At 62.5% G+C, this 19133-nt stretch carries 18 protein-coding genes; 3 read left to right on the top strand and 15 right to left on the bottom strand.

Annotated features, from left to right (window positions below; translation table 11 throughout):
• Positions 1-547: 547 nt before the first annotated feature.
• Positions 548-814 (bottom strand): 30S ribosomal protein S20, encoded by a 267-nt coding sequence (rpsT, locus tag MSIL_RS19915; RefSeq protein WP_012592871.1) that lies wholly within the window; start codon positions 812-814, stop codon positions 548-550.
• 237 nt (positions 815-1051) lie between these two features.
• On the bottom strand, positions 1052-4309 hold the full coding sequence (gene treS / locus MSIL_RS19910) for a maltose alpha-D-glucosyltransferase (protein ID WP_012592870.1): 3258 nt from the start codon (positions 4307-4309) through the stop codon (positions 1052-1054).
• 137 nt (positions 4310-4446) lie between these two features.
• On the opposite strand from treS, the gene MSIL_RS21805 reads away from it, so the two are divergent.
• Entirely contained in the window at positions 4447-4605 is a 159-nt protein-coding gene (locus tag MSIL_RS21805; protein ID WP_187148683.1) for a hypothetical protein, read from the top strand.
• Between the two features lie 68 nt (positions 4606-4673).
• Here the strand turns inward: MSIL_RS21805 and MSIL_RS19900 are convergent, their stop codons facing one another.
• The 9 genes from MSIL_RS19900 to MSIL_RS21800 form a co-directional block, all read right to left on the bottom strand.
• Entirely contained in the window at positions 4674-6224 is a 1551-nt protein-coding gene (locus MSIL_RS19900; protein ID WP_012592869.1) for an alpha,alpha-trehalose-phosphate synthase (UDP-forming), read from the bottom strand.
• A 192-nt stretch (positions 6225-6416) separates the two neighbouring features.
• The gene (locus MSIL_RS19895; RefSeq protein ID WP_012592868.1) at positions 6417-8048 is read right to left on the bottom strand and encodes an ABC transporter ATP-binding protein; all 1632 of its coding nucleotides are present in this window, start codon (positions 8046-8048) and stop codon (positions 6417-6419) included.
• Complete coding sequence (locus tag MSIL_RS19890; RefSeq protein WP_012592867.1) at positions 8045-8680, bottom strand: hypothetical protein; 636 nt, start codon at positions 8678-8680, stop codon at positions 8045-8047. Before MSIL_RS19890 ends, MSIL_RS19895 begins: the two co-directional genes overlap by 4 nt.
• Positions 8681-8709: 29 nt before the next feature.
• Positions 8710-9093, bottom strand: a complete 384-nt coding sequence (locus tag MSIL_RS19885) for a peptidoglycan-binding domain-containing protein (protein WP_012592866.1) — start codon at positions 9091-9093, stop codon at positions 8710-8712.
• Between the two features lie 63 nt (positions 9094-9156).
• Complete coding sequence (locus MSIL_RS19880) at positions 9157-10314, bottom strand: ABC transporter permease (RefSeq protein ID WP_012592865.1); 1158 nt, start codon at positions 10312-10314, stop codon at positions 9157-9159.
• Positions 10315-11406 (bottom strand): microcin C ABC transporter permease YejB, encoded by a 1092-nt coding sequence (locus MSIL_RS19875; protein ID WP_012592864.1) that lies wholly within the window; start codon positions 11404-11406, stop codon positions 10315-10317.
• Between the two features lie 9 nt (positions 11407-11415).
• A complete protein-coding gene (locus MSIL_RS19870; RefSeq protein ID WP_012592863.1) occupies positions 11416-13308 on the bottom strand; it encodes an extracellular solute-binding protein in 1893 nt (630 codons plus the stop codon).
• A gap of 150 nt (positions 13309-13458) precedes the next feature.
• The gene (locus MSIL_RS19865; RefSeq protein ID WP_012592862.1) at positions 13459-14007 is read right to left on the bottom strand and encodes a c-type cytochrome; all 549 of its coding nucleotides are present in this window, start codon (positions 14005-14007) and stop codon (positions 13459-13461) included.
• 127 nt (positions 14008-14134) lie between these two features.
• Positions 14135-14296: a hypothetical protein gene (locus MSIL_RS21800; RefSeq protein ID WP_187148682.1), complete on the bottom strand. Its 162-nt coding sequence runs from the start codon at positions 14294-14296 to the stop codon at positions 14135-14137.
• Between MSIL_RS21800 and MSIL_RS19860 the strand changes: the two genes are divergently transcribed.
• Positions 14295-15161 carry a prephenate dehydratase gene (locus MSIL_RS19860; protein ID WP_012592861.1) on the top strand — a complete coding sequence of 289 codons (867 nt, stop codon included), beginning with the start codon at positions 14295-14297 and terminating at the stop codon, positions 15159-15161. The genes MSIL_RS21800 and MSIL_RS19860 overlap by 2 nt on opposite strands.
• 1 nt (position 15162) lies before the next feature.
• Here the strand turns inward: MSIL_RS19860 and MSIL_RS19855 are convergent, their stop codons facing one another.
• The 4 genes from MSIL_RS19855 to MSIL_RS19840 form a co-directional block, all read right to left on the bottom strand.
• A complete protein-coding gene (locus tag MSIL_RS19855) occupies positions 15163-16449 on the bottom strand; it encodes a BaiN/RdsA family NAD(P)/FAD-dependent oxidoreductase (protein ID WP_012592860.1) in 1287 nt (428 codons plus the stop codon).
• Between the two features lie 150 nt (positions 16450-16599).
• Positions 16600-16998 (bottom strand): response regulator transcription factor, encoded by a 399-nt coding sequence (locus tag MSIL_RS19850; RefSeq protein ID WP_012592859.1) that lies wholly within the window; start codon positions 16996-16998, stop codon positions 16600-16602.
• A 21-nt stretch (positions 16999-17019) separates the two neighbouring features.
• Positions 17020-17304 carry a chaperone modulator CbpM gene (locus MSIL_RS19845; RefSeq protein ID WP_012592858.1) on the bottom strand — a complete coding sequence of 95 codons (285 nt, stop codon included), beginning with the start codon at positions 17302-17304 and terminating at the stop codon, positions 17020-17022.
• Between the two features lie 17 nt (positions 17305-17321).
• Positions 17322-18227, bottom strand: coding sequence for a DnaJ C-terminal domain-containing protein (locus MSIL_RS19840; RefSeq protein ID WP_012592857.1), 906 nt, complete (start codon positions 18225-18227; stop codon positions 17322-17324).
• Positions 18228-18678: 451 nt separating this feature from the next.
• Here MSIL_RS19840 and MSIL_RS19830 point away from each other — a divergent pair, with 451 nt between their 5' ends.
• Positions 18679-19113 carry a DUF1236 domain-containing protein gene (locus MSIL_RS19830; RefSeq protein ID WP_012592856.1) on the top strand — a complete coding sequence of 145 codons (435 nt, stop codon included), beginning with the start codon at positions 18679-18681 and terminating at the stop codon, positions 19111-19113.
• Positions 19114-19133: the final 20 nt, after the last annotated feature.

Raw genomic sequence — 19133 nt, 5'->3', positions numbered from 1 at the left:
AAATACCACTATAAAGCATTCATCCAAATTTCCGCAAGACTATCCGGCGCCTAAACACGCACATACGTTAAACTAAACCGGAGATTGCAGAAGGGACCGCCTGGAAAGCCTTTTTGCTTCGCCATCCCGACAACCTAAAGACTTTAACATAGGCGAAGGCCGCCGCAAGGCGTCGCCCCCGAAAATTTCGACCCCGACCGGCCGCTTTGCCGCCGGGCTCGTTAGCTGCGTCGAAACAGTTCGACTAAACGCCTGATTCTGCGCGTCCCAGATGAGAGCGGCAAAGATGTCGCCGCCTTCGAAAAAAAGTCAAAAAACTGTCTTGAAAGTCGGGGAAAAATCGGCCGCGACGCGGCGTTTCGGCGAAAAGGGCGCCCTTTGGTTACAAGCCGTTGGAAAGCATGGAAAATAGATGTGCAGTACGTTTTTTCCCCATAATCCCGCCATCTCGCAAGCGCGTTCAAGCCAACGTGACCCCCAGACAAGAAAAGCCCGGCAATCGCCGGGCTTTTCATAAATAGAATTAGTAAGTTTTACAGCAGGATACTTAGCTTCCCAGCGAGCTTACTCGAGCGCTCAGCCGGGAGACTTTTCTGGAGGCAGTATTTTTATGCACAATGCCTTTTTGCGCTGCACGCATCACCAAGGGCTCGGCTGCGCGCAAGGCCTGCGTTGCGGCCTCCCGATCGCCGGAGGCGATCGCCTCCTCAACTTTACGGACGTAAGTCCGCATCTGGCTGCGCCGCGACTTGTTGACAGCGGTGCGACGCTCAATCTTACGGACGGCCTTTTTGGCCGACGGGGTATTCGCCATATCGAAATCTGTCCTGGACAAGGCCGTGGGCCGCGCCGCGTGAAGCGGACCGCATCCGACCGGGAGCCGTGCTTATAGTCATCAAGGCCGCCGCCGTCAACGATGTGTCGGCCTTCCCACGCAACTAAGATGCGGCGGGATTGCCGCCGGACCGCAAAACCGACGACGCGGCGACCAAGTCGGAGCCGGAACGACGCGATAAGCACTGAGCTGACGCGTTGATTATCCGCCACGCGATCAAAGCAGCCGCGCGGCGCGATCGAGGATCGCGTTCAGTCCCTTCGCCGCGACGTCGATCGTCTCGGCTGACGGATCCTCGCCGCTGATTTCCTCGAAAGCGGCAGCGAGCATATAGAGAATAAGAAGACGCCGCCTCGTGCCCTGATCGGCGATCGCCACGGCTCCGCCGCGCGTGGCGTTGAAATAGGCCTCGACGAAGATTTCAGAAAATTCCACAACCTGCTCGCTGAGCCGGGTCGCCGCCATGACGGGATCGGGCACAAGGGTCGCGATCGCCCGCTCGGCCGCAGCGGCCACTTGCGCAAAGGAGCGCAGCATGGTCGCGACATCGCGCAGCGGCGAATTTTTCTCGCGCGGATTCTTGGCCATCCGATCGGCGCCGCGAAACCCGACGATGATGACGTCATCCTTCACAACGAGCGCGCGGCGCAAGTCATAATCGCCGTGGATGCGGATCTTGATCGCCCCCTGCGGCTTCGCATCGAGCAGCGCGAACAGGCTTTCGCATTCCTCGCGCCGGTCGAGTAGCCGGTCGATCTCGGCGTTCGCCGCCTCCGCCTCGGCGGATTCCTCAAGGCGCTCGAAGCCGCGGGCGGCCGCCTCGCGCAGCAGAAGGACGCTATGGCGCACGTCGGCTTCGGCAAGCGGCTCGGACGCGATCGCCGGATCGTCGGTCGGCGTAGCCAGCGCCTGGTGCATTTGCGCGGTGCGCAGCCCAAGTCGCTGCATGTGAGGCGTATAGGTGGAAAAGCTGAGCGGCGCTGGAGGCTCGCCCTGATCGGTCGCGGCCGGCGCCATAGCGAGCGTTTCAAGGATGCGCTTCAACGCTTCGAGCGTCCAGGTCCAGGCGTCGCCCTGACAGCGCACGAACGTCTCGAATGTCGCGAGCGTCAAGCGCGCGCCGGCGGCGTCGCTGTAGTTAACCGCCCCGAGCAAGGCCGGCATGTTGGGAAAGCGGGCGACCTCGGTCAGAAAGCGCCTGACCTCGATGTCCGGCCGATCTCCGCTCTGGAGCCGGCGGAAGATTTTCAGGGTGATCTGCTTGTCGAGCACGAGCGTCGAATGGCTTGGCAAGGCGGCAAGCAGCTCGCACTCCAGAGCCTCGATCGCGAGGTCGGAACTGTCCGGCTCCGCCGGCAAGAAGATGACCTTGCCGCCTTTGGCGGCGCCGATCGCCGCGCCGCTCCGGAAGGCGTCGAGCATCGCAGCCCCGAAAGGCGCGCAGGCGTCGGCGTCATAGAGCAGGCCCATCTCCGCTCCGCGCCGCAATTTGGCGACCGCAGCGCTCGGCGGCGGCGTGAATTCACTCTCGCGCTCGGCGACGAAGGGCGCGAAATAGACGCCGGACGACGCATCCAACGCCTCGACTTCGAGCAGAGCCAGCACAAAGCGCCGCGTGTCGCCCGCCTCGCTGAGGAGCGCGAAATCCTTGACGGCGACGCGCGGCGGCGTCGATGTTGGCGCCTCGAACCAGCGCCGCGTCGCAAGATATTGCGGCGCGACATTTTGCTCGAAGGCGATCAACTCGCGGCCTGAAAAAATGGTCTCGAGCTTGCCCACCGCAACAAGCGTGAACAGCTCCGGCATGGAGTCGCGCAGCGGGCGCTCCTGCGGCAGAGGTTCGAGCCTGAACCAGAAGAAGCCGTAGGACGGCAGGGTGAGCACATAGGGCGCGGCGCCGATCGCCGGGAACTGACTCCCGGCGGTCATCTCGACCGGGGCCGATCCGCGAAATTCGCTGAGATCGAGTTCGACCGCCTGCGGCGCGCGCGAAACATTGACGACGCAGAGAATTGTTTCGGACGGGAGCTCGCGCAAATAGGCGAGCACCTTGCGATTGGCGGGATAGAGAAAGCGGAGCGCGCCGCGTCCGAACGCAAGCGTCGAGCGACGCACGGCGATCATTCGCCGCGTCCATGTCAAAAGACTCGACGGGCTGGCGAGCTGCGCTTCGACATTGACCGCGCTGAACCCGTAGATCGGGTCCTGAATCGCCGGCAGGAACAGCCTTGCCGGATCGGCGCGGCTGAAGCCGCCGCTGCGGTCGACCGACCATTGCATCGGCGTTCTGACGCCGTCGCGATCGCCAAGGTAGATATTGTCGCCCATGCCGATCTCGTCGCCGTAATAGACAACGGGCGCGCCAGGCATCGAGAACAACAGCGAATTCAACAATTCGATCTTGCGCCGGTCGTTCTCGAGCAGCGGCGCAAGGCGGCGCCGAATGCCGAGATTGATTCGCGCGCGCTGGTCGGCGGCATAGAAGGACCACAGATAATCGCGCTCCTTGTCGGTTACCATGGCGAGCGTCATCTCATCATGGTTGCGCAGGAAGATCGCCCATTGCGATCCCTCCGGCAGCTCCGGCGTCTGGCGCATAATGTCGGTGATCGGATGGCGGTCCTCCTGGGCCAGCGCCATGTAGATGCGCGGCATCAGCGGAAAATGAAACGCCATGTGGCATTCGTCGCCGTCGCCGAAATAGCCGGCCGCCTCCTCCGGCCAGACATTGGCCTCGGCCAGAAGCATGCGGTCGGGATAATCGGCGTCGACCGCAGCCCTGATCTTTTTGATGATCGCATGCGTCTCAGGCAGGTTTTCGCAAAGCGTTCCTTCGCGCTCGACCAGATAGGGAATGGCGTCGAGCCGCAGCCCGTCGACGCCCATGTCGAGCCAGAAACGCATGACGTCGAGCACCGCCTCGAGCACGCGCGGATTATCGTAATTGAGGTCCGGCTGATGCGCATAGAAGCGATGCCAGTAAAAGGCTTTGGCGGCCTCGTCATAGGTCCAGTTCGATTTCTCGATATCGAGAAAGATGATCGGCACGGCCTTGTAGGCTTTGTCATCGTCGGCCCAGACATAGAAATTTCGCGCGGCCGAGCCGGGCTTCGCAGCGCGGGCGCGTTGGAACCAGGGATGCTGATCGGAGGTGTGGTTGACGACGAGTTCGATGATGACCCGAAGGCCGCGGTCATGCGCTTCGCGAACGAACGTCTTGAAGTCGCGCAGCGACCCATAGGCTGGGTTGATGTCGCGATAATTGGAAATGTCGTAACCGTCGTCGCGCAGCGGCGAGGGGTAGAATGGCATCAGCCAGATCGCGGTCGCGCCAAGATCCTTCACATAGTCGAGTTTCTGCGTCACTCCCTTGAAATCGCCGATGCCGTCATTGTTGCAATCGAAGAAGGATTTGACGTGAAGCTGGTAAATGATGGCGTCGCGATACCAATGCACATCGCTGCGATCGATCATGAGAATACTCGTTCGAGACTGGGAAGCGGCGGCGGTCGAGCGCGCGCAACCGCGCGATCAAAATGGGACGACGAGATTAAATGATCATGGATATTTAAAAGATCATGTCGATCCGAAAAAATCTGCTGGTTCTCAGCATGACGCTCAACTCCTGGGCGATCCTTGCCCGCGAGCGCTTCAAGATTGCGCCCACGGCGCATAGTTTGAGCCTGAAGCGAAATGATTTTTCAAATCAAATCAAGATGATATCGCTCCGCGCCGTGGCTGCGCAGATAGAGCCTGTTTCGATAGCATGAACTCGAAACAGGCTCCTTTTCATTGTCTTAAAATAAATTTCGGGCGCAACCCGGCGGGCCAGATTTCTCTAGTGACGGACCGCCGACGGTGAAGGCTGGGCGCAAAGCCACGGCTCCGCGGCCGGGATCGCGCCGGAACGTATGATCGAGCCTGCCGGATGAAGCGAACTTTCGCCTTCCGCTTCAACCTCGCCGCTGATCGCCTGCAGGCATTTATTCGTCCAATGATCGATGCTATTGCCGCGCAGCGCAGACATCATGTCGCGCCAGCGGTCGATGCGCTCCTCGAGCGGCATCGCAACCGCGCGCGCGATAGCCGCCGCCGTCGCCTCAATATCATAGGGGTTGACGATCAGCGCGCTTTTGAGCTCTTGCGCGGCGCCAGCATATTGCGACAGCACGAGAACGCCGGGATCATTCGGATCCTGCGCCGCCACATATTCCTTGGCGACGAGATTCATGCCGTCGCGCAGCGGCGTCACCAATCCGACGCGGGCCAGCCGGTACAGACCCGCGAGCGCCGCCTGGCTCATGGGCTTGTTAATGTAGCGCAGCGGCGTCCAGTCGATATCGCCCAGCTTGCCATTGAGATGGCCAACCTCCTCGGCGACCTCCCTCTGGATGCGGGCATATTCCGGCACCTCCGAACGCGATTTCGGCGTGATCTGCAGCATGGTCACCCGCGCCTTCACGGCGTCCGGATTGTTCTCCAGGAACGCAGCGAAAGCTTCGAGCCGGTGCTTGATTCCCTTCGAATAGTCCAGCCGGTCGACGCCAATCACCATGGCGCGCCCTTCTAGGCTGACCCGCATCCGTTTCACGACGGCGTTGCGTTCAGCAAGACGCGCTTCAAGCGCGAAACTGTCCGGATCGATGCTGATCGGAAAGGCGTCGACGAGGAATTTTCGGCCATGAGCTTCGCAAACGCCGTCAGCCCCAACGCGTCCGGCAGCCGACTGGATGAGGCAATCGCGGAAATTATCCGCATCCGGAACGGTCTGGAAGCCGACGACGTCATAAGCGCTGAAGGATTCGAGAATGCGGTCGTAGCAGGGGAGCGCCGAGGCTGTGTCAGGCGAGGGCCAGGGAATATGATGGAAATAGCCGATGCGGTTCGCGGCCCCAAGCTCGCGCAAAAAACCGGCGAGCGGAATCATGTGGTAGTCATGAATCCAGATGATGTCATCCGGCCGCAGCAGCTTGACGAGGCGGCGCGCGAAAAACTCGTTGACGCGAAAATAACCGGCGGCGTCGCGCTCGGATATATTGGCAAGGTCGAGGCGGTAATGGCAGATCGGCCAGAGGGCGCGATTTGCGAAACCGTGATAATATTCCTCTATATCGCGGCGGGTAAGATCCGAGACCGCGAAAGTGATGGGGCCGAGGCTGCGCGTCTGCGGCTGCCTATCGGCGGCGTCCTGAGCGCTCTTTCCCGACCAGCCGAACCACACTCCGCCCCTGCTGCGCAAAGCCGCCTGCAAGGCGACGGCGAGACCACCTGCCGCGGGGGCGCCGGAGGCGTTCGGAACAGGCACACGGTTGGAGACAACGACCAGCCTGCCAATTGACCTCTCAGAGCTGTTGGCCACAGGTTTGTAAAGAAGGTCGAGGTTAACCATGGGCGGATACATCTCCTTAACTGGACCGATCTTCGCCTTGCCAACGCGTCATCGTCAGAATCGTTGCATGTTCTGGCGGAAAGCGTTCTTTTGACTTGGGTCAGTCTTGGAGCGCACAATGGCGAAGTTTAGGCTGGCCTTTGTTTAATCCGCGGCGCTGGCGCGACCATCTGCGGCAGACATGCGCGGCGACTAAACGGGAATCACGGACCCCTCTTCCGCCCGCATGTCGAAAGCGGCGGCGAACAGAGCGCGGGTATAGTCGCTCTTTGGATGCGCCAGCAGTTCGGCGGCGGGACCCGATTCGATCAGCTTGCCGCCGCGCATGACGATGATTTCGCTCGCCAGCGCGCGCACGACGCGCAGATCATGGCTGATGAACAAAAAGGCGAGGCCGCGGCGGCGCTGCAGATCGCGCAAAAGATCGACGATCTGCGCCTGAACCGACATGTCGAGCGCAGAGGTCGGCTCGTCGAGAACGATGAATTTCGGCTCAAGCACCATGGCGCGGGCGATGGCGATTCTCTGACGCTGGCCGCCTGAAAATTCATGCGGATAGCGGTCCATCGCCGCCGGATCGAGGCCGGTGTCGGCGAGCGCCCGGGCGACAATCTCTCGTTTTTGGCTGTAGCTGAGGCTCTTGTCCTGTACGCCGAGCCCTTCCGCGACGATATCGGCGACCGGCAGGCGCGGCGACAACGAGCCATAGGGATCCTGAAACACGATCTGCATGTCGCGCCGGATCGGCCGCAGCTCCTTGAAGCGCAACCCGTCAATGCGCTGGCCGAGGAAGACGATAGCGCCCTCCGAGCGGATCAGCCGCAGCAAGGCGAGGCCAAGCGTGGTCTTGCCCGAGCCCGATTCCCCAACGACGCCGACCGTCTCGCCTTCCCGCACGGTGACGCTGACCCCGTCGACCGCCTTAACGTAGCCGATGGTGCGGCGAAAAAAGCCGCGCTTGATCGGAAACCAGACTTTAATGTTGTCGGCGCTGACGATGGGCTGAGCCGCAGCGTTAAACGGCGGCGGCGCGCCTTTGGGCTCGGCGGCGAGCAGCGCGCAGGTATAGGGATGGCGCGGCGCGGAAAAAATCGTCGCGACCGGCCCCGTTTCGACGATGCGCCCCTTCTGCATGACGGCGACGTCGTCGGCGATTTTGCGCACGATATTCAGGTCATGGGTGATGAACAGCATCGCCATGCCATGGCGCGCCTGCAGCCGTTTCAAGAGGTCGAGGATCTGCGCCTGCACGGTCACGTCGAGCGCGGTCGTCGGCTCGTCGGCGATGAAGAGATCCGGGCGGTTGGCGAGCGCCATGGCGATCATGACGCGCTGGCGCTGGCCGCCCGACAGCTGATGCGGATAGGCGGCCAGCCGATCGGCGGGATCGGGGATGCCCACCTCGCCGAGAAGCTCGACGACCCGGGCGCGGATTTTTTCGGCGCCGCGGGCGCCGTGCAGCTCCAGAATTTCACCGATCTGCTTTTCGATGCTGTGCAGCGGATTAAGTGATGTCATCGGCTCCTGGAACACCATGGTGATCCGCGCGCCCCTGATGGCGCGAAGCCGCTCCTCGGACGCGGCCAGCAGGTCCTCGCCGTCGAACAGGGCGTTTCCCTGCGTTTCGGCGCCGGGCGCCAGCAGCCGCAGGATCGAGAGCGCAGTGACCGATTTGCCCGAGCCCGATTCGCCGACAAGCGCCAGCGTGCGGCCGCTCTCAAGCGCAAAAGAGACGCCGTCGACCGCGCGCGTCCGCGCCGCGCCGGCGCGGAAGGAGACGGAGAGATCGCGAATGTCGAGCAGGGGGGCGGCAGCCGGGATCATTTCCAATTTGTCTGTATGAGCTTGATCGTATCTGACGAGAGCACGAGCGGCGGCATGGCCGGGGTCGACTTTCCGAACGGCGTCAGGGTGTCGCCGCTCGGCGTCGAGCCGGGATTATCCTGTAGCGGATAGAAGAAAAGATCGGCGGCGGCAAAGCTTGTGTGATCGGTGTCATCCAGCCCGCAGGCATGAATGAGCTCGTGCGCCGCGAGCACAAGCTTGGCCGGATCTCCCATGATCCGTCGAAGACTGTTCGTCGGCGTGGCCGGAACGCAGATGAACGCCTTTGCGACCTTCATCGAGGACGCGTCGAAGCCCGACTTCACGACGCTGGTGTGACCCTGCAGCGCGGTACCTGCGAGCGTGTAGGAGAACTGGTGATCGAGACAAGTGAACTGGACGGCGCCGTTAATGGTCGAAAATTGCACGTCGGCTCCCCCGACGCCGCTTGGATCAGGCGCGCTGGAGCCGAGCGCGAAGGTGACGCCGAGAGAATTATTGGCGGAAAGCGTATTGAATTCGGCAATCGCCTTCGAAAAGACCTTGCCCCAAGGCCCGCTGGTCACGCTGGAGGTGGGGAAGATGGTTAAACGCTTGGTCGTCTTGACGTAATCGGGCCACGGCGTCGGCATAAGGCGATCCTTCCGGGTGCGAGATTTTCTCAGACCTCAAATCCGGGCTCGGAGCCGAAAACACAGGTATAGGAGCTCAACGCGACTTTTCGTCTTTGCTCAAGCTTTAGCATTTCATCGTCGAGCGCGGCGATCGTCATCTTGCCTACGATATCGTCGGCCTGACTCTGATAGGCGCGATTCACGATGTCGCGATCCTGCTTGAAGCTCAGCACGGCGGCGGCCGTAGAGGCGCCATACCGTTTGACGGTGAGTTCGCCGGCGTCGATCCGGGAGTCTGCGAGCTGCATGAGCGCGACCTGAATCCTTTGCACATAGTCTCCGGCGCAGCCGGGCGTCACATGCCAGCGGTCCTCAACAAGACAACCCTGAAGCCTCGCGTCGGCGCGGAATAATTGCGAGCGCAACGGCATCCTTTTAGTCTCCTTCGCCGCAAACTTTCGCATAAAGCCAAACGAACGGAAATCTCTTTAACGTTATTGCAGCGTCTTGCGCGGATCAAAAGCGTCGCGCACCGCCTCGCCGATGAAGACCAGCAGCGACAGCATCAAAGCGATGACGATGAAACCGGTCAATCCGAGCCAGGGGGCCTGAAGATTGGATTTGCCCTGCAACAGCAATTCGCCCAGCGAGGGCGAGCCGGGCGGCAGGCCGAAGCCGAGAAAATCCAGCGCCGTCAGCGTGGTGATCGAGCCGTTGAGGACGAAGGGCAAAAAGGTCAGCGTCGCGACCATGGCGTTCGGCAGCACATGCCGCCAGATGATCGCCGGATTGCTGAGGCCGAGCGCGCGCGCGGCGTTGACATATTCGAAATTGCGCGTGCGCAGACATTCCGCCCGCACAACATGGACCAGCGAGACCCAGGAAAACAAAAGCAATATGCCAAGCAGCACGAAAAAGCTCGGCGTAATGATCGAGGAGATGATGATCAAGAGATAGAGATGCGGCAGCGACGACCAGACCTCGATGAAGCGCTGAAATAAAAGATCGGTCCAGCCGCCATAATAGCCCTGCAGGGCTCCCGCGGCGACGCCGACGACCGACGAGACGATCGCAAGGGTGAGGCCGAACAACAGCGACAGGCGGAAACCATAGATCAGCCGCGCCAGCACGTCGCGTCCCTGATCGTCGGTGCCGAGCCAGTTCCATTCGATGACGCCGCAGCCGCCTCCGGGGTCCTGCTTATCGAAGCGTTCGGCGGCGGCGGCGCATTGCGCCTTGCTCAGCATCCACGTCGGCGGCGAGGGGGCCGGCGTCGGCAATTGCCGGTTGATGGTGCGGTAGGAAAAATGGACGGGCGGCCAGACCATGAAGCCATGCGCCTTGATCTCGTCGGCGATCACCGCGTCGCGATAGTCGGTCCGGGCGAGAAAGCCGCCGAATTTCTCTTCCGGATAGTCTTTGAAGACCGGAAACAACAGCTCGCCCTTGTAGACGACAAGGACCGGCCGGTCGTTGGCGATAAATTCGGCGAACAGCGAAAGGACGAACAGGACCATGAATATCCAGAACGACCAATAGCCGCGCCGATGCGCCTTGAACAACGCCAGCCGGCGCTGGTTGATGGGGCTGAGGCGCGCCCGCTGCAAAGGGGGCGCCCTTGTCGTCAAGGCCTCGATCGCGGGAGCGTCCAATCACACCTCCCGCGTCGAGAAATCAATCCGCGGATCGATCCAGGTATAGGTGAGATCCGACAGGAGATTAACCACGAGCCCGAGCAGCGACATGATGTAGAGATTGGCGAACACCACCGGATAATCGCGGTTGACGATGGATTCGAAGGACAGGAGCCCGAGCCCGTCCAGCGAGAAAATCGTCTCGATCAGCAGCGAGCCGCCGAGAAACGCGGCGAGAAAAGCGCCCGGAAAGCCGGCGACGACGATCATCATGGCGTTGCGGAAGACATGGCCATAAAGCACGCGCCGTTCGGAAAGACCCTTCATGCGGGCGGTGAGCACATATTGCTTGCGGATCTCGTCGAGGAAGGAGTTTTTGGTGAGAAAGGTCGAGGTCGCAAAGGCCCCGAGCGTCAGCGACGTCACCGGCAGAGCAATATGCCAGAGATAATCCTTCACCTTGCCGAACAGCGAGAGCTGGTCGAAGTTTTCCGAGGTGAGGCCCCGTAGCGGGAAGAGCTGCCAGAAGGAGCCGCCGCAAAAGAGGACGATCAGCAGAATGGCGAACAGAAAGCTCGGAATGGCGTAGCCGACGATCACCACCGCCGAGGTCCAGACGTCGAAGCGAGAGCCGTCGCAGACCGCCTTCCTGACGCCGAGCGGAATGGAGATCGCATAAGAGAGCAACGTCATCCACAGGCCGAGCGAGATCGAGACCGGCAGCTTTTCCTTGATCAGTTGCAGCACCGGCTCATCGCGGAAATAGGAGCGGCCGAAATCGAACAGAGCGTAATTCTTCAGCATCATGAAGAAACGCTCATAGGCCGGCTTGTCGAAGCCGAACTGCTTTTCGAGTTCGGCGATGAACTTCGGGTCGAGCCCCTGCGCGCCGCGATATTTGGATGAAAAATCGCCCGCATTGCCGGCGCCGATCTCGCCGCCCCCGCCGCCGAAATGGGCGGTGGCGCCGCTGTCAAGCCCCTGCAATTGCGCCAGAATGCGCTCGACCGGGCCGCCTGGCGCGAATTGCACGATGACGAACGAAATCGCCAGAATTCCGAAGATCGTCGGAATCATCAACAGAATGCGTCGAGCGATATAAGCGAACATTAAGCCCTGTCAGCGGCCGGCGAAATTAATGCGTTTGGCCTTCTCTTCATCATACCACCAGCTATTGAGCACGCCGATCTCGTAGCGCCCGCTGCGCTCGGGCCGGCTGAACAGATCCCAATAGGCGACGAGATGATTGGGCTTGTTCCACATCGGAACCCAGGGGTGCATGGCGCGCAGGATGCGGTCGATCGAGCGGCAGATGAAAGTCAGCTCCTCGCGCGTCTCGGCGACAAGCGCTTTTTCGATCAGCGCGTCGACTGCCTTGTTCTTGATGCCCGACACATTGCGCGAGCCGGCCATGTCGGCGGCTTCGGAACCGAAGGTCGCGCGCATGCCCTCCCCCGGCGTCAGGCCGAGCCCGAAGCGCGAGGTGACGATGTCATAATCGAAATCGTCGGTCCGGCGCTTGTATTGCGCCGCGTCGACGACGCGATAGCGCGCCTCGATTCCGAGCAGCTTGAGGTTCTTGATGAACGGCGCCGTATGCGGCTCGAGGGCGCCGTCGAAGTCGAGAAATTCAATCTCGAACGGCTTGCCGTCCGGCAGGATCAGGGCGGACCCCTGCCGTTTGCATCCGGCCGAAACGAAGAGATCATTGGCGCGGCGCAGGAGGGCGCGGTCCTGGCCCGAGCCGTCCGAGACGGGCGGGGTATAGACCTCGCCGAACACGTCTGGCGACAGTTCGCCGCGACAGGGTTCGAGCAAGGCCAGCTCCTCGGGGGAGGGCTTGCCCTGCGCCGCCATCGGCGAATTCTGGAAAAAGGAAACCGTGCGCGAATAGACCCCATACATGATGTTGCGGTTGGTCCATTCGAAGTCAAAGGCGAGGCCGATCGCCTCCCTGATCCGCGGATCCCTGAATTTGTCGCGGCGCATGTTGAGGAACCAGCCCTGCGTTCCCATCGGCGATTCGTCGGGAAGCGTCGCGCGCTGCACCCTGCCGTCCTTGACCGCGGCGAAATCATACCCCGTGGCCCAGACCGCCGAGGTGAATTCCTCGCGGAAGCTGAATACGCCCGCCTTGAAGGCCTCGAACGCGACCTTGCGATCGCCGAAATATTCGAAACGAACCCGGTCGAAATTGGACTGGCCGATATTGACCGGCAAATCCTTGCCCCAATAATCCGCGACGCGTTCGAAACTGATGAAATGGCCCTGATCGAACCGGCCGACCTTATAGCCGCCGGAGCCGAGCGGCGGCTCCAGCGTCGTCTGGTCAAAATCACGGGTCTTGTAATAAGCCGCGCTGAAAATCGGCTGGCCCGCGACGATCAAAGGCGCTTCGCGGCTGCGTTGGGACTTTAGCCGCACCATCACGATGTCGTCGGCCTCGTCCTCGGCGGCGTCGAGGTCCCGCAGCGCCTGACGAATAGAGGGATGACCCTTGGCCTTTAAGATGTTGAGGGAAAAGGCGACGTCCGCGGCGGTCAGCGGCGACCCATCGTGAAAACGGGCCTCCTTGCGCAACAGGAAGCGATAGACGCTGCGATCGGCCGAGACCCGCACCGCGCGAGCGACGAGGCCGTAAAGCGAATCCGGCTCGTCTGCATTGCCCGTCATCAACGAATCGAAGATGAGCCCCATGCCGGCGGCGCCGTCGCCCTTCAGGATATAAGCGTTCAGCGTATTGAAGGTCGTGAAATTCTGATTGCCAGAGGTTGAGCTCACCTGCAGCGAGATCTCGCCGCCCTTCGGAGCCTCTGGATTGACATAGGCGAAATGCGGAAAATCGGCAGGCAGCGCCAGATCGCCGAACACGGAGAGGCCGTGAACCTCGCGCTCTCCGGCGGCAAAGGCTTCGGCAGCAAAGGCCGGCGGCGTGAGAAACCGGGGCGCGATCAGGCCGCAGGCGGAATATTGCACGAAGGAACGGCGGGAGATGGCCAATGGATCGCGCAAGATTCGTCCTCGTCGGATGGAGGTTAATCGCGTGACGCCGGGTCTCGCGGGATCTCCGGCGCGGCCGCGCGCTCGCCCTCCCCGCGAAGCCATGCCGCGCGCCCAGTCACCACCCTATCTAGGTTTTGTGATGGCGCGCGCCAAGCGGCTTCACTTGCCAGGGGCTGGCAGCGGAACCGGACTATCCGACAAAGTGCGGAGATAAGCGATGATATCGGCCCGTTTTTGCGGATCGGGCTCTCCTGCGAAGCCCATTTTGGTGCCGCTGATGAAACCCTTGGGGCTGGCGATGAAATGATCGAGATCGTCGAAGGTCCAGGCGCCGCCCTTGGCCTTCATGGCGTCCGAATAGCCAAAGCCGGCGATCGAATCCTTGGGACGGCCGACCACGCCGAACAGCGGCGGCCCGACCTTCGCGGCCCCGCCCTTCTCAAAGCTGTGGCACGCCTGGCAGGCCTTGGTCAGCGACTCGCCCCTTTTGACGTCCGCCTTGGCGAGGCGTTCGGGTAAGGACGCGACCGCCTCGGCGGCCGGCGCGCCTCCGCTCTCGCCGCCTTCGGCCAGCGCCGGCAGATTGAAGCCGGGCGTCTTCAGGGCCGGATGCGAGAAGATCATTTGTCCGATGACGCCGAGGCCCATGGCCAGCAGAAGCGATCCCAGAATGGCGCCGGCGATCTTGTTGGTTTCGAAGGAAAACAAATGCGTCCTCCCGATTAAGGGGCAGTTGCCGATGATGCGGTCTGTCTCGTCAAAACCCTGCTCGCCGTAACCGAGCGGATCTAGCTGAGCTTGGGCGCTGCATAGCCTATCCGGATTAAGGCCGCCATCACAATAATGATTCCAGCCTGCGCGCAAATCCTTCTTTTTTCACCGGGCCCAGCGCTGCAAAAATTTCCCCCCGCAGCCGCCTCGCGCCCGACGCTTCCCTCGCAGGCAGTTGGCGTGCCATTAGATCGCCTTCCTGAGATTTTGAGATTTCCTCCGTCATGACCGTCCAGAAAATCGCCTATCAGGGCGAGCCCGGCGCCAATTCCGAGATCGCCTGCCGCACCGTCTATCCGGGCGCGACGCCGATTGCCTACGACACCTTCGAAGATGCGCTCAGCGCCATCGCCGAGGGCGAGGCCGAACTCGGCATGATTCCGATCGAGAATTCGATCGCCGGCCGCGTCGCCGATATTCACCATCTGCTGCCGCGCGCCAACCTTCATGTCATCGGCGAGCATTTCATGCCGATCGACTTTCAGCTGCTCGGCCTCAAGGGAGCCAAGCTTGGCGACGTCAAATCGGTCTACAGCCACGTTCACGCGCTGGGCCAATGCCGCAAGATCATTCGCGAATTGCGCCTTTTTCCGCATGTCGCCGCCGATACGGCAGGCTCGGCGCGCCAGGTCGCCGAATGGGCCGATCCCTCAAAGACCTCGATCGCCACCTCGCTCGCCGGCGAAATCTATGGCCTCGAGGTTCTGGCGCGGGACATCGGCGACGAGCCGAATAATACGACGCGCTTCGTGATCCTGTCGCGGACGCCCGCCTGGGCTGCGCCTTCCACCGCCGCGCCGACCGTCACGAGTTTTGTCTTCCGGGTCCGCAACGTGCCGGCCGCGCTTTACAAGGCGCTCGGCGGCTTCGCCACCAATGGCGTCAATATGACCAAGCTGGAAAGCTATATGGTCGGAGGGCATTTTACCGCGACGCAATTTCTGGCCGACGTCGACGGCCACCCCGAGGAGCCGGCGCTCGCCCGCGCGCTCGAGGAGCTGGCGTTTTTCTGCAAGGAGCTGAAGATTTTGGGGGTGTATCCGGCGCATCCGTTCCGGATCGAGAGCCGCGCCAATGGTTGGGACGGCTAGATCACGCTGGCGGCGCGAGAGCGAGGTTTTGCCTGCCAAAACTCTGCCCGGCGTGTTCGCGAGCCGCCCATTCGAGCGCGCCGCGCCCGGCCGCAGCGCCTGTCGCAAAGCAAGCCTGCATCAGATAGCCGCCGGTCGGCGCCTCCCAATCGAGCATCTCCCCCGCCACGAACGCGCCCGGCCGGCGGCGCAGCATGAAATTGCGATCGACCTCATCGAAGACGACCCCGCCCGCCGTTGAGATCGCCCGCGCGAGCGGCGCGACGCCGGTCAGCCGGATCGGAACCGCATTGACGAATCCGGCGAGCCGCGCGGGGCTCATCTCGCCGAGCGGCGCAAACGCCGCCCGGGCGCTCTCCTGCATGAGCCCGATGGCGGCCGGGGACAGCCGCAGCGATTTCCGCGCGAAGGTCGAAAAGGACTGTTTCGGATCCCGGCTGGCGATGCGGCTCTCGAGATCGGCCTCGGCCACATCCGGCCGCAGCGCGATGCGCAGGGCCGCCTCGCCGGAAGCGGCAATGGCGTCCCGCAGCGGCGCGGCAAGGGCGTAAAGGGCGCCGCCCTCGAGTCCTGCGCGGGTGATCGTCCCCTCGCCGCGCACGCGCTCACCCCCAAACGACGCGGCGATCCCCTTCAAGGGCTCGCCCGCGAACAGATCCTTGAAGTGGTCGGACCAGTTCGCCTGGAAGCCGCAATTGGCTGGCCGCAACGGAGCTGTGGCGATGGCTGCGCGCTGCAGCGCGCCGACCCAGCCGCCGTCGGAGCCGAGCCGCGGCCAGCTCGCTCCGCCGAGCGCAAGAATGGTCGCGTCGGCCTCGACCGCCGTTTCGCCGTCGGGACCGGCAAAAAGAAGCGCTCCCTTGGCGTCCCAGCCGCGCCACTCCTGACGCAGATGCATGGTGACGCCGAGCGAACCAAGCCGTTTCAGCCAGGCGCGCAGCAAAGGCGAGGCCTTGAAGGTCGCCGGGAAGACGCGCCCGCTCGTGCCGATAAAGGTCGCCTGCCCCATTCCCTCGCACCACGCGCGCAGCGCCTTGGGCGAAAAGACTTCAAGCGCCTCACGCAGCCGATCGCTCGCCGCGCCATAGCGTGAGAGAAGAATTTCGAAATCCTCACTATGGGTGAGATTGAGGCCGCCGCGCCCGGCCAGAAGAAATTTGCGGCCGGGCGCCGCCATGCGATCATAGATTGAAACGCGAACGCCCTTTGAGGCGACCGTTTCGGCGGCCATCAGCCCGGCTGGGCCAGCCCCGATGATAATCACATGCGGCCGCGCGGCGAGAGGCAAAGGCTTCTTCCCGTTTGGATCGCAGCAGGCGGCGAGGGCGCCCCGGCAACTGCGGCTCAGGTTTTTTCAGCTTGTTGTTTCGACGCTAGTTGTGGCCAAAAACCGGCCGCGTTCAAACTTTTTTTACCTTTAGATGGTTCCGAGCCTGGATCAATGGCCAAGCTGCAGCTCGGCGCGCGCCAGAAAAGCGGCGAGTGCTTCGTCGGAAATCGGCTTCTGAAGAAAGACGGCCTGGAGGTCCTGGGCGCGCATCCAGGCGTCGCCTTGCGAGGAGACGATGGCGATCGGCGTCGCGCGGCGGGTGCGCCGCATCAGGGCGGCAAGTTCGACGCCATCGGCGCCCGGCCGGCTGAAATCGATCAGAACGACGTCGATTCGCTGCATCGCCAAAGCGCCGAGCGCTTCGTCGGCGTTGCGCGCATTGATCAGTTCCGCGGCCGGACGCAGCCGTCGGACCGCCTCGGCAAGCATCGCGCGCCCCGGCGGCGCGTCGTCGGCGACAAGCAGCCTTTGGCGCGGCGGCCGCCGGTCGGATGATGGATCGCTCACAAAGCCTCTTTTTCGCCTGACTCAGTCTTGATCCAGCGCCGGCCGGCTGCGCTTTAACACGTCCTGAAGCGTCCGGCGCACGCCGTGAAGCTGGTCGATCAGATGCAAAATCACGCCGATCCCCTCGTCATTAACGCCGATATCGGTCTTGAGATCGCGGATCAGATGCGCCCGCGCGACATCGGCGTCGGAAAACTCTTCCGCGCCGGATTGGCGCCGGGGGATCACCCATTCCTCGGCGATGAAGACATCCAGCGTCGCCGCCTCGATGCGCGCGCGGATCATGAATTCTCGCCGATCGACCATTTCCGCCTCCAAAGCCTTCACGGTTTCATATCCGCGCGGGGATCATGCGCCTTGCCGGCCGCCCAGTTCTCCACAAAGGACGCCAGTTCAGGATCGCTTTTGTCAGGCAGCATGATCTTGAGAGTCACATATTCATCGCCCCTGCCCCCATTCGGCCGGGCGACGCCCTTGCCCTTCAGACGAAGTTTCGTTCCGGAATTGGCATTCTTCGGCAGCCGCATACTGACCGAGCCGCTCGGCGTCGGAACGGTGACCTCGGCGCCGAGCACGGCCTCGGACAGGCTCACCGGCAAGATCAGATGAATGTCGTCCCCTTCGCGGGTGAAGAATTTATGCGGCGCGACTTCAAGTTCGACCAAGGCGTCGCCGGGCTCGCCGCCGTTCGATCCGGCTTCGCCCTTGCCGCGCAGCCGTAGAGTCTGTCCGAGTTCGGCGCCGGCCGGAATCGTGACGTCCAGCGGCGCAGCGCCCGGAAGCCCGACGCGGGCCGAGCCGCCATTGACGGCGGTCAGAAAATCGACGCCAAGACGGTAATGCAGGTTGCGCCCCTTGGCCGGTCCGCGCCGGCGGGCGCCGCGAAGAATGCTCGCCAGCGTTTCATCGTCAAGAAAATCGGCATAGGCGGATTCATTGGCATAGGGGCTGGCGTCGGGATCGACGCCGGCATAGGAGCGGTAGAAATGCTGCGGCGGCCGCTCGGCGCCCGACGCGTCGATCTCGCCGGCGTCGTAGCGCCTGCGCTTTTCGGCATCGCTCAGAAGATCATAGGCGGAAGCCGCCTCCTTGAATTTCTCCTCGGCCGCGGCGTCGCCCGGGTTCAAATCGGGGTGATGCGCCTTGGCGAGCTTGCGATAGGCTTTCTGGATTTCCCCCGCCGGAGCGTCGCGCTGAACGCCTAGGACCTCATAAGGATCTCTGCTCACGCCCCAACCCCTCACCCATCGCCACGCGGCAAGCGCTCCTTACAATATCTCCACGAGGAATGCAGCCGCCTCGGTCAAGTTGGAGATAAAACAACGCCTTCAGCCGCTGCGCGCGGCGGCGCGGCGCGCTCCGGACGTCCGCGCCAATCCCGAAGCCGCAGCCCAGAGCTTGAAGATCGCCTTGAAACGTGCTTGAGCAAGGCTGCTTGTCAGGCTGCGCATCGCGCCGCTGGATAGAGTCATTTTTCGCAAGGGCCGCCAGCCTTTGCGATTTGAATAATGCGTTATAGCAAAGAGATGGAGCGTTTTCGCCATTCTATTCTATGAGTGGGGAAACCGCTCAAGCGGCGCGACGCGCCGAGGGACCGATCAGGGTTCCTCAGCGTCCTCTGTGGCTGAGCCTCGGGTCGGCCGCAGCTTCACCAATAATCCGCAAGGGATTTGGATCACCATGAAAAGCAAGCTTCTTATCGTCAGCGCCATCCTGTCGGCGCTGGCCGCGCCGGCCGGAGCCTTTGCCGACGAACTTACCAGCGGCGTCCAGAGCGGCGCGTCCGAAGGCGCCCGGTCCGGCGGTCCAGTTGGCGCGGTTCTCGGCGGCGTCGCCGGCGGCGTCATCGGCGGCGTCAGCGGCACGTGGCACGTCCTGACCGGCGCGCCGGGCCAGTCCTATAGCCTGCAGCAATATGTCCGCAGCAACGGCATCCAGTCGCACAGTTTTGCCGGACAGGTGCAGCCTGGCATGCGCGTTCCGAAGGGCATCGCCATGTATCGCGTGCCGGCGGAACTCGGCGACAGCCGCCTGCTGTTCACGGTCGTGAACAACGAGATCGTCCTCGTGCACCCGCGCAGCCGCCGCCTCCTTCAGATCGTCTCCCCGGCCTGAAGCTGAGCGAAGCCGGGTCC

It is taken from the genome of Methylocella silvestris BL2 (assembly GCF_000021745.1).
GTDB lineage: Bacteria > Pseudomonadota > Alphaproteobacteria > Rhizobiales > Beijerinckiaceae > Methylocapsa > Methylocapsa silvestris.
Note: the sequence above shows the minus strand (reverse complement) of the source record. Positions and strands in the feature narration are given on the sequence as shown.

What these genes read in the sequence shown, in the direction of transcription:
- MSIL_RS19890 (WP_012592867.1), bottom strand. Translation starts at nt 8,680, where the DNA reads ATGCCGACGCCGTGGCCCGATTACGTCAAGACGACCAAGCGTTTAACC.
- MSIL_RS21805 (WP_187148683.1), top strand. Translation starts at nt 4,447, where the DNA reads ATGACGCTCAACTCCTGGGCGATCCTTGCCCGCGAGCGCTTCAAGATT.
- MSIL_RS21800 (WP_187148682.1), bottom strand. Translation starts at nt 14,296, where the DNA reads ATGACGGAGGAAATCTCAAAATCTCAGGAAGGCGATCTAATGGCACGC.
- MSIL_RS19900 (WP_012592869.1), bottom strand. Translation starts at nt 6,224, where the DNA reads ATGGTTAACCTCGACCTTCTTTACAAACCTGTGGCCAACAGCTCTGAG.
- MSIL_RS19885 (WP_012592866.1), bottom strand. Translation starts at nt 9,093, where the DNA reads ATGCCGTTGCGCTCGCAATTATTCCGCGCCGACGCGAGGCTTCAGGGT.
- MSIL_RS19830 (WP_012592856.1), top strand. Translation starts at nt 18,679, where the DNA reads ATGAAAAGCAAGCTTCTTATCGTCAGCGCCATCCTGTCGGCGCTGGCC.
- MSIL_RS19895 (WP_012592868.1), bottom strand. Translation starts at nt 8,048, where the DNA reads ATGATCCCGGCTGCCGCCCCCCTGCTCGACATTCGCGATCTCTCCGTC.
- treS (WP_012592870.1), bottom strand. Translation starts at nt 4,309, where the DNA reads ATGATCGATCGCAGCGATGTGCATTGGTATCGCGACGCCATCATTTAC.
- rpsT (WP_012592871.1), bottom strand. Translation starts at nt 814, where the DNA reads ATGGCGAATACCCCGTCGGCCAAAAAGGCCGTCCGTAAGATTGAGCGT.
- MSIL_RS19860 (WP_012592861.1), top strand. Translation starts at nt 14,295, where the DNA reads ATGACCGTCCAGAAAATCGCCTATCAGGGCGAGCCCGGCGCCAATTCC.
- MSIL_RS19875 (WP_012592864.1), bottom strand. Translation starts at nt 11,406, where the DNA reads ATGTTCGCTTATATCGCTCGACGCATTCTGTTGATGATTCCGACGATC.
- MSIL_RS19845 (WP_012592858.1), bottom strand. Translation starts at nt 17,304, where the DNA reads ATGGTCGATCGGCGAGAATTCATGATCCGCGCGCGCATCGAGGCGGCG.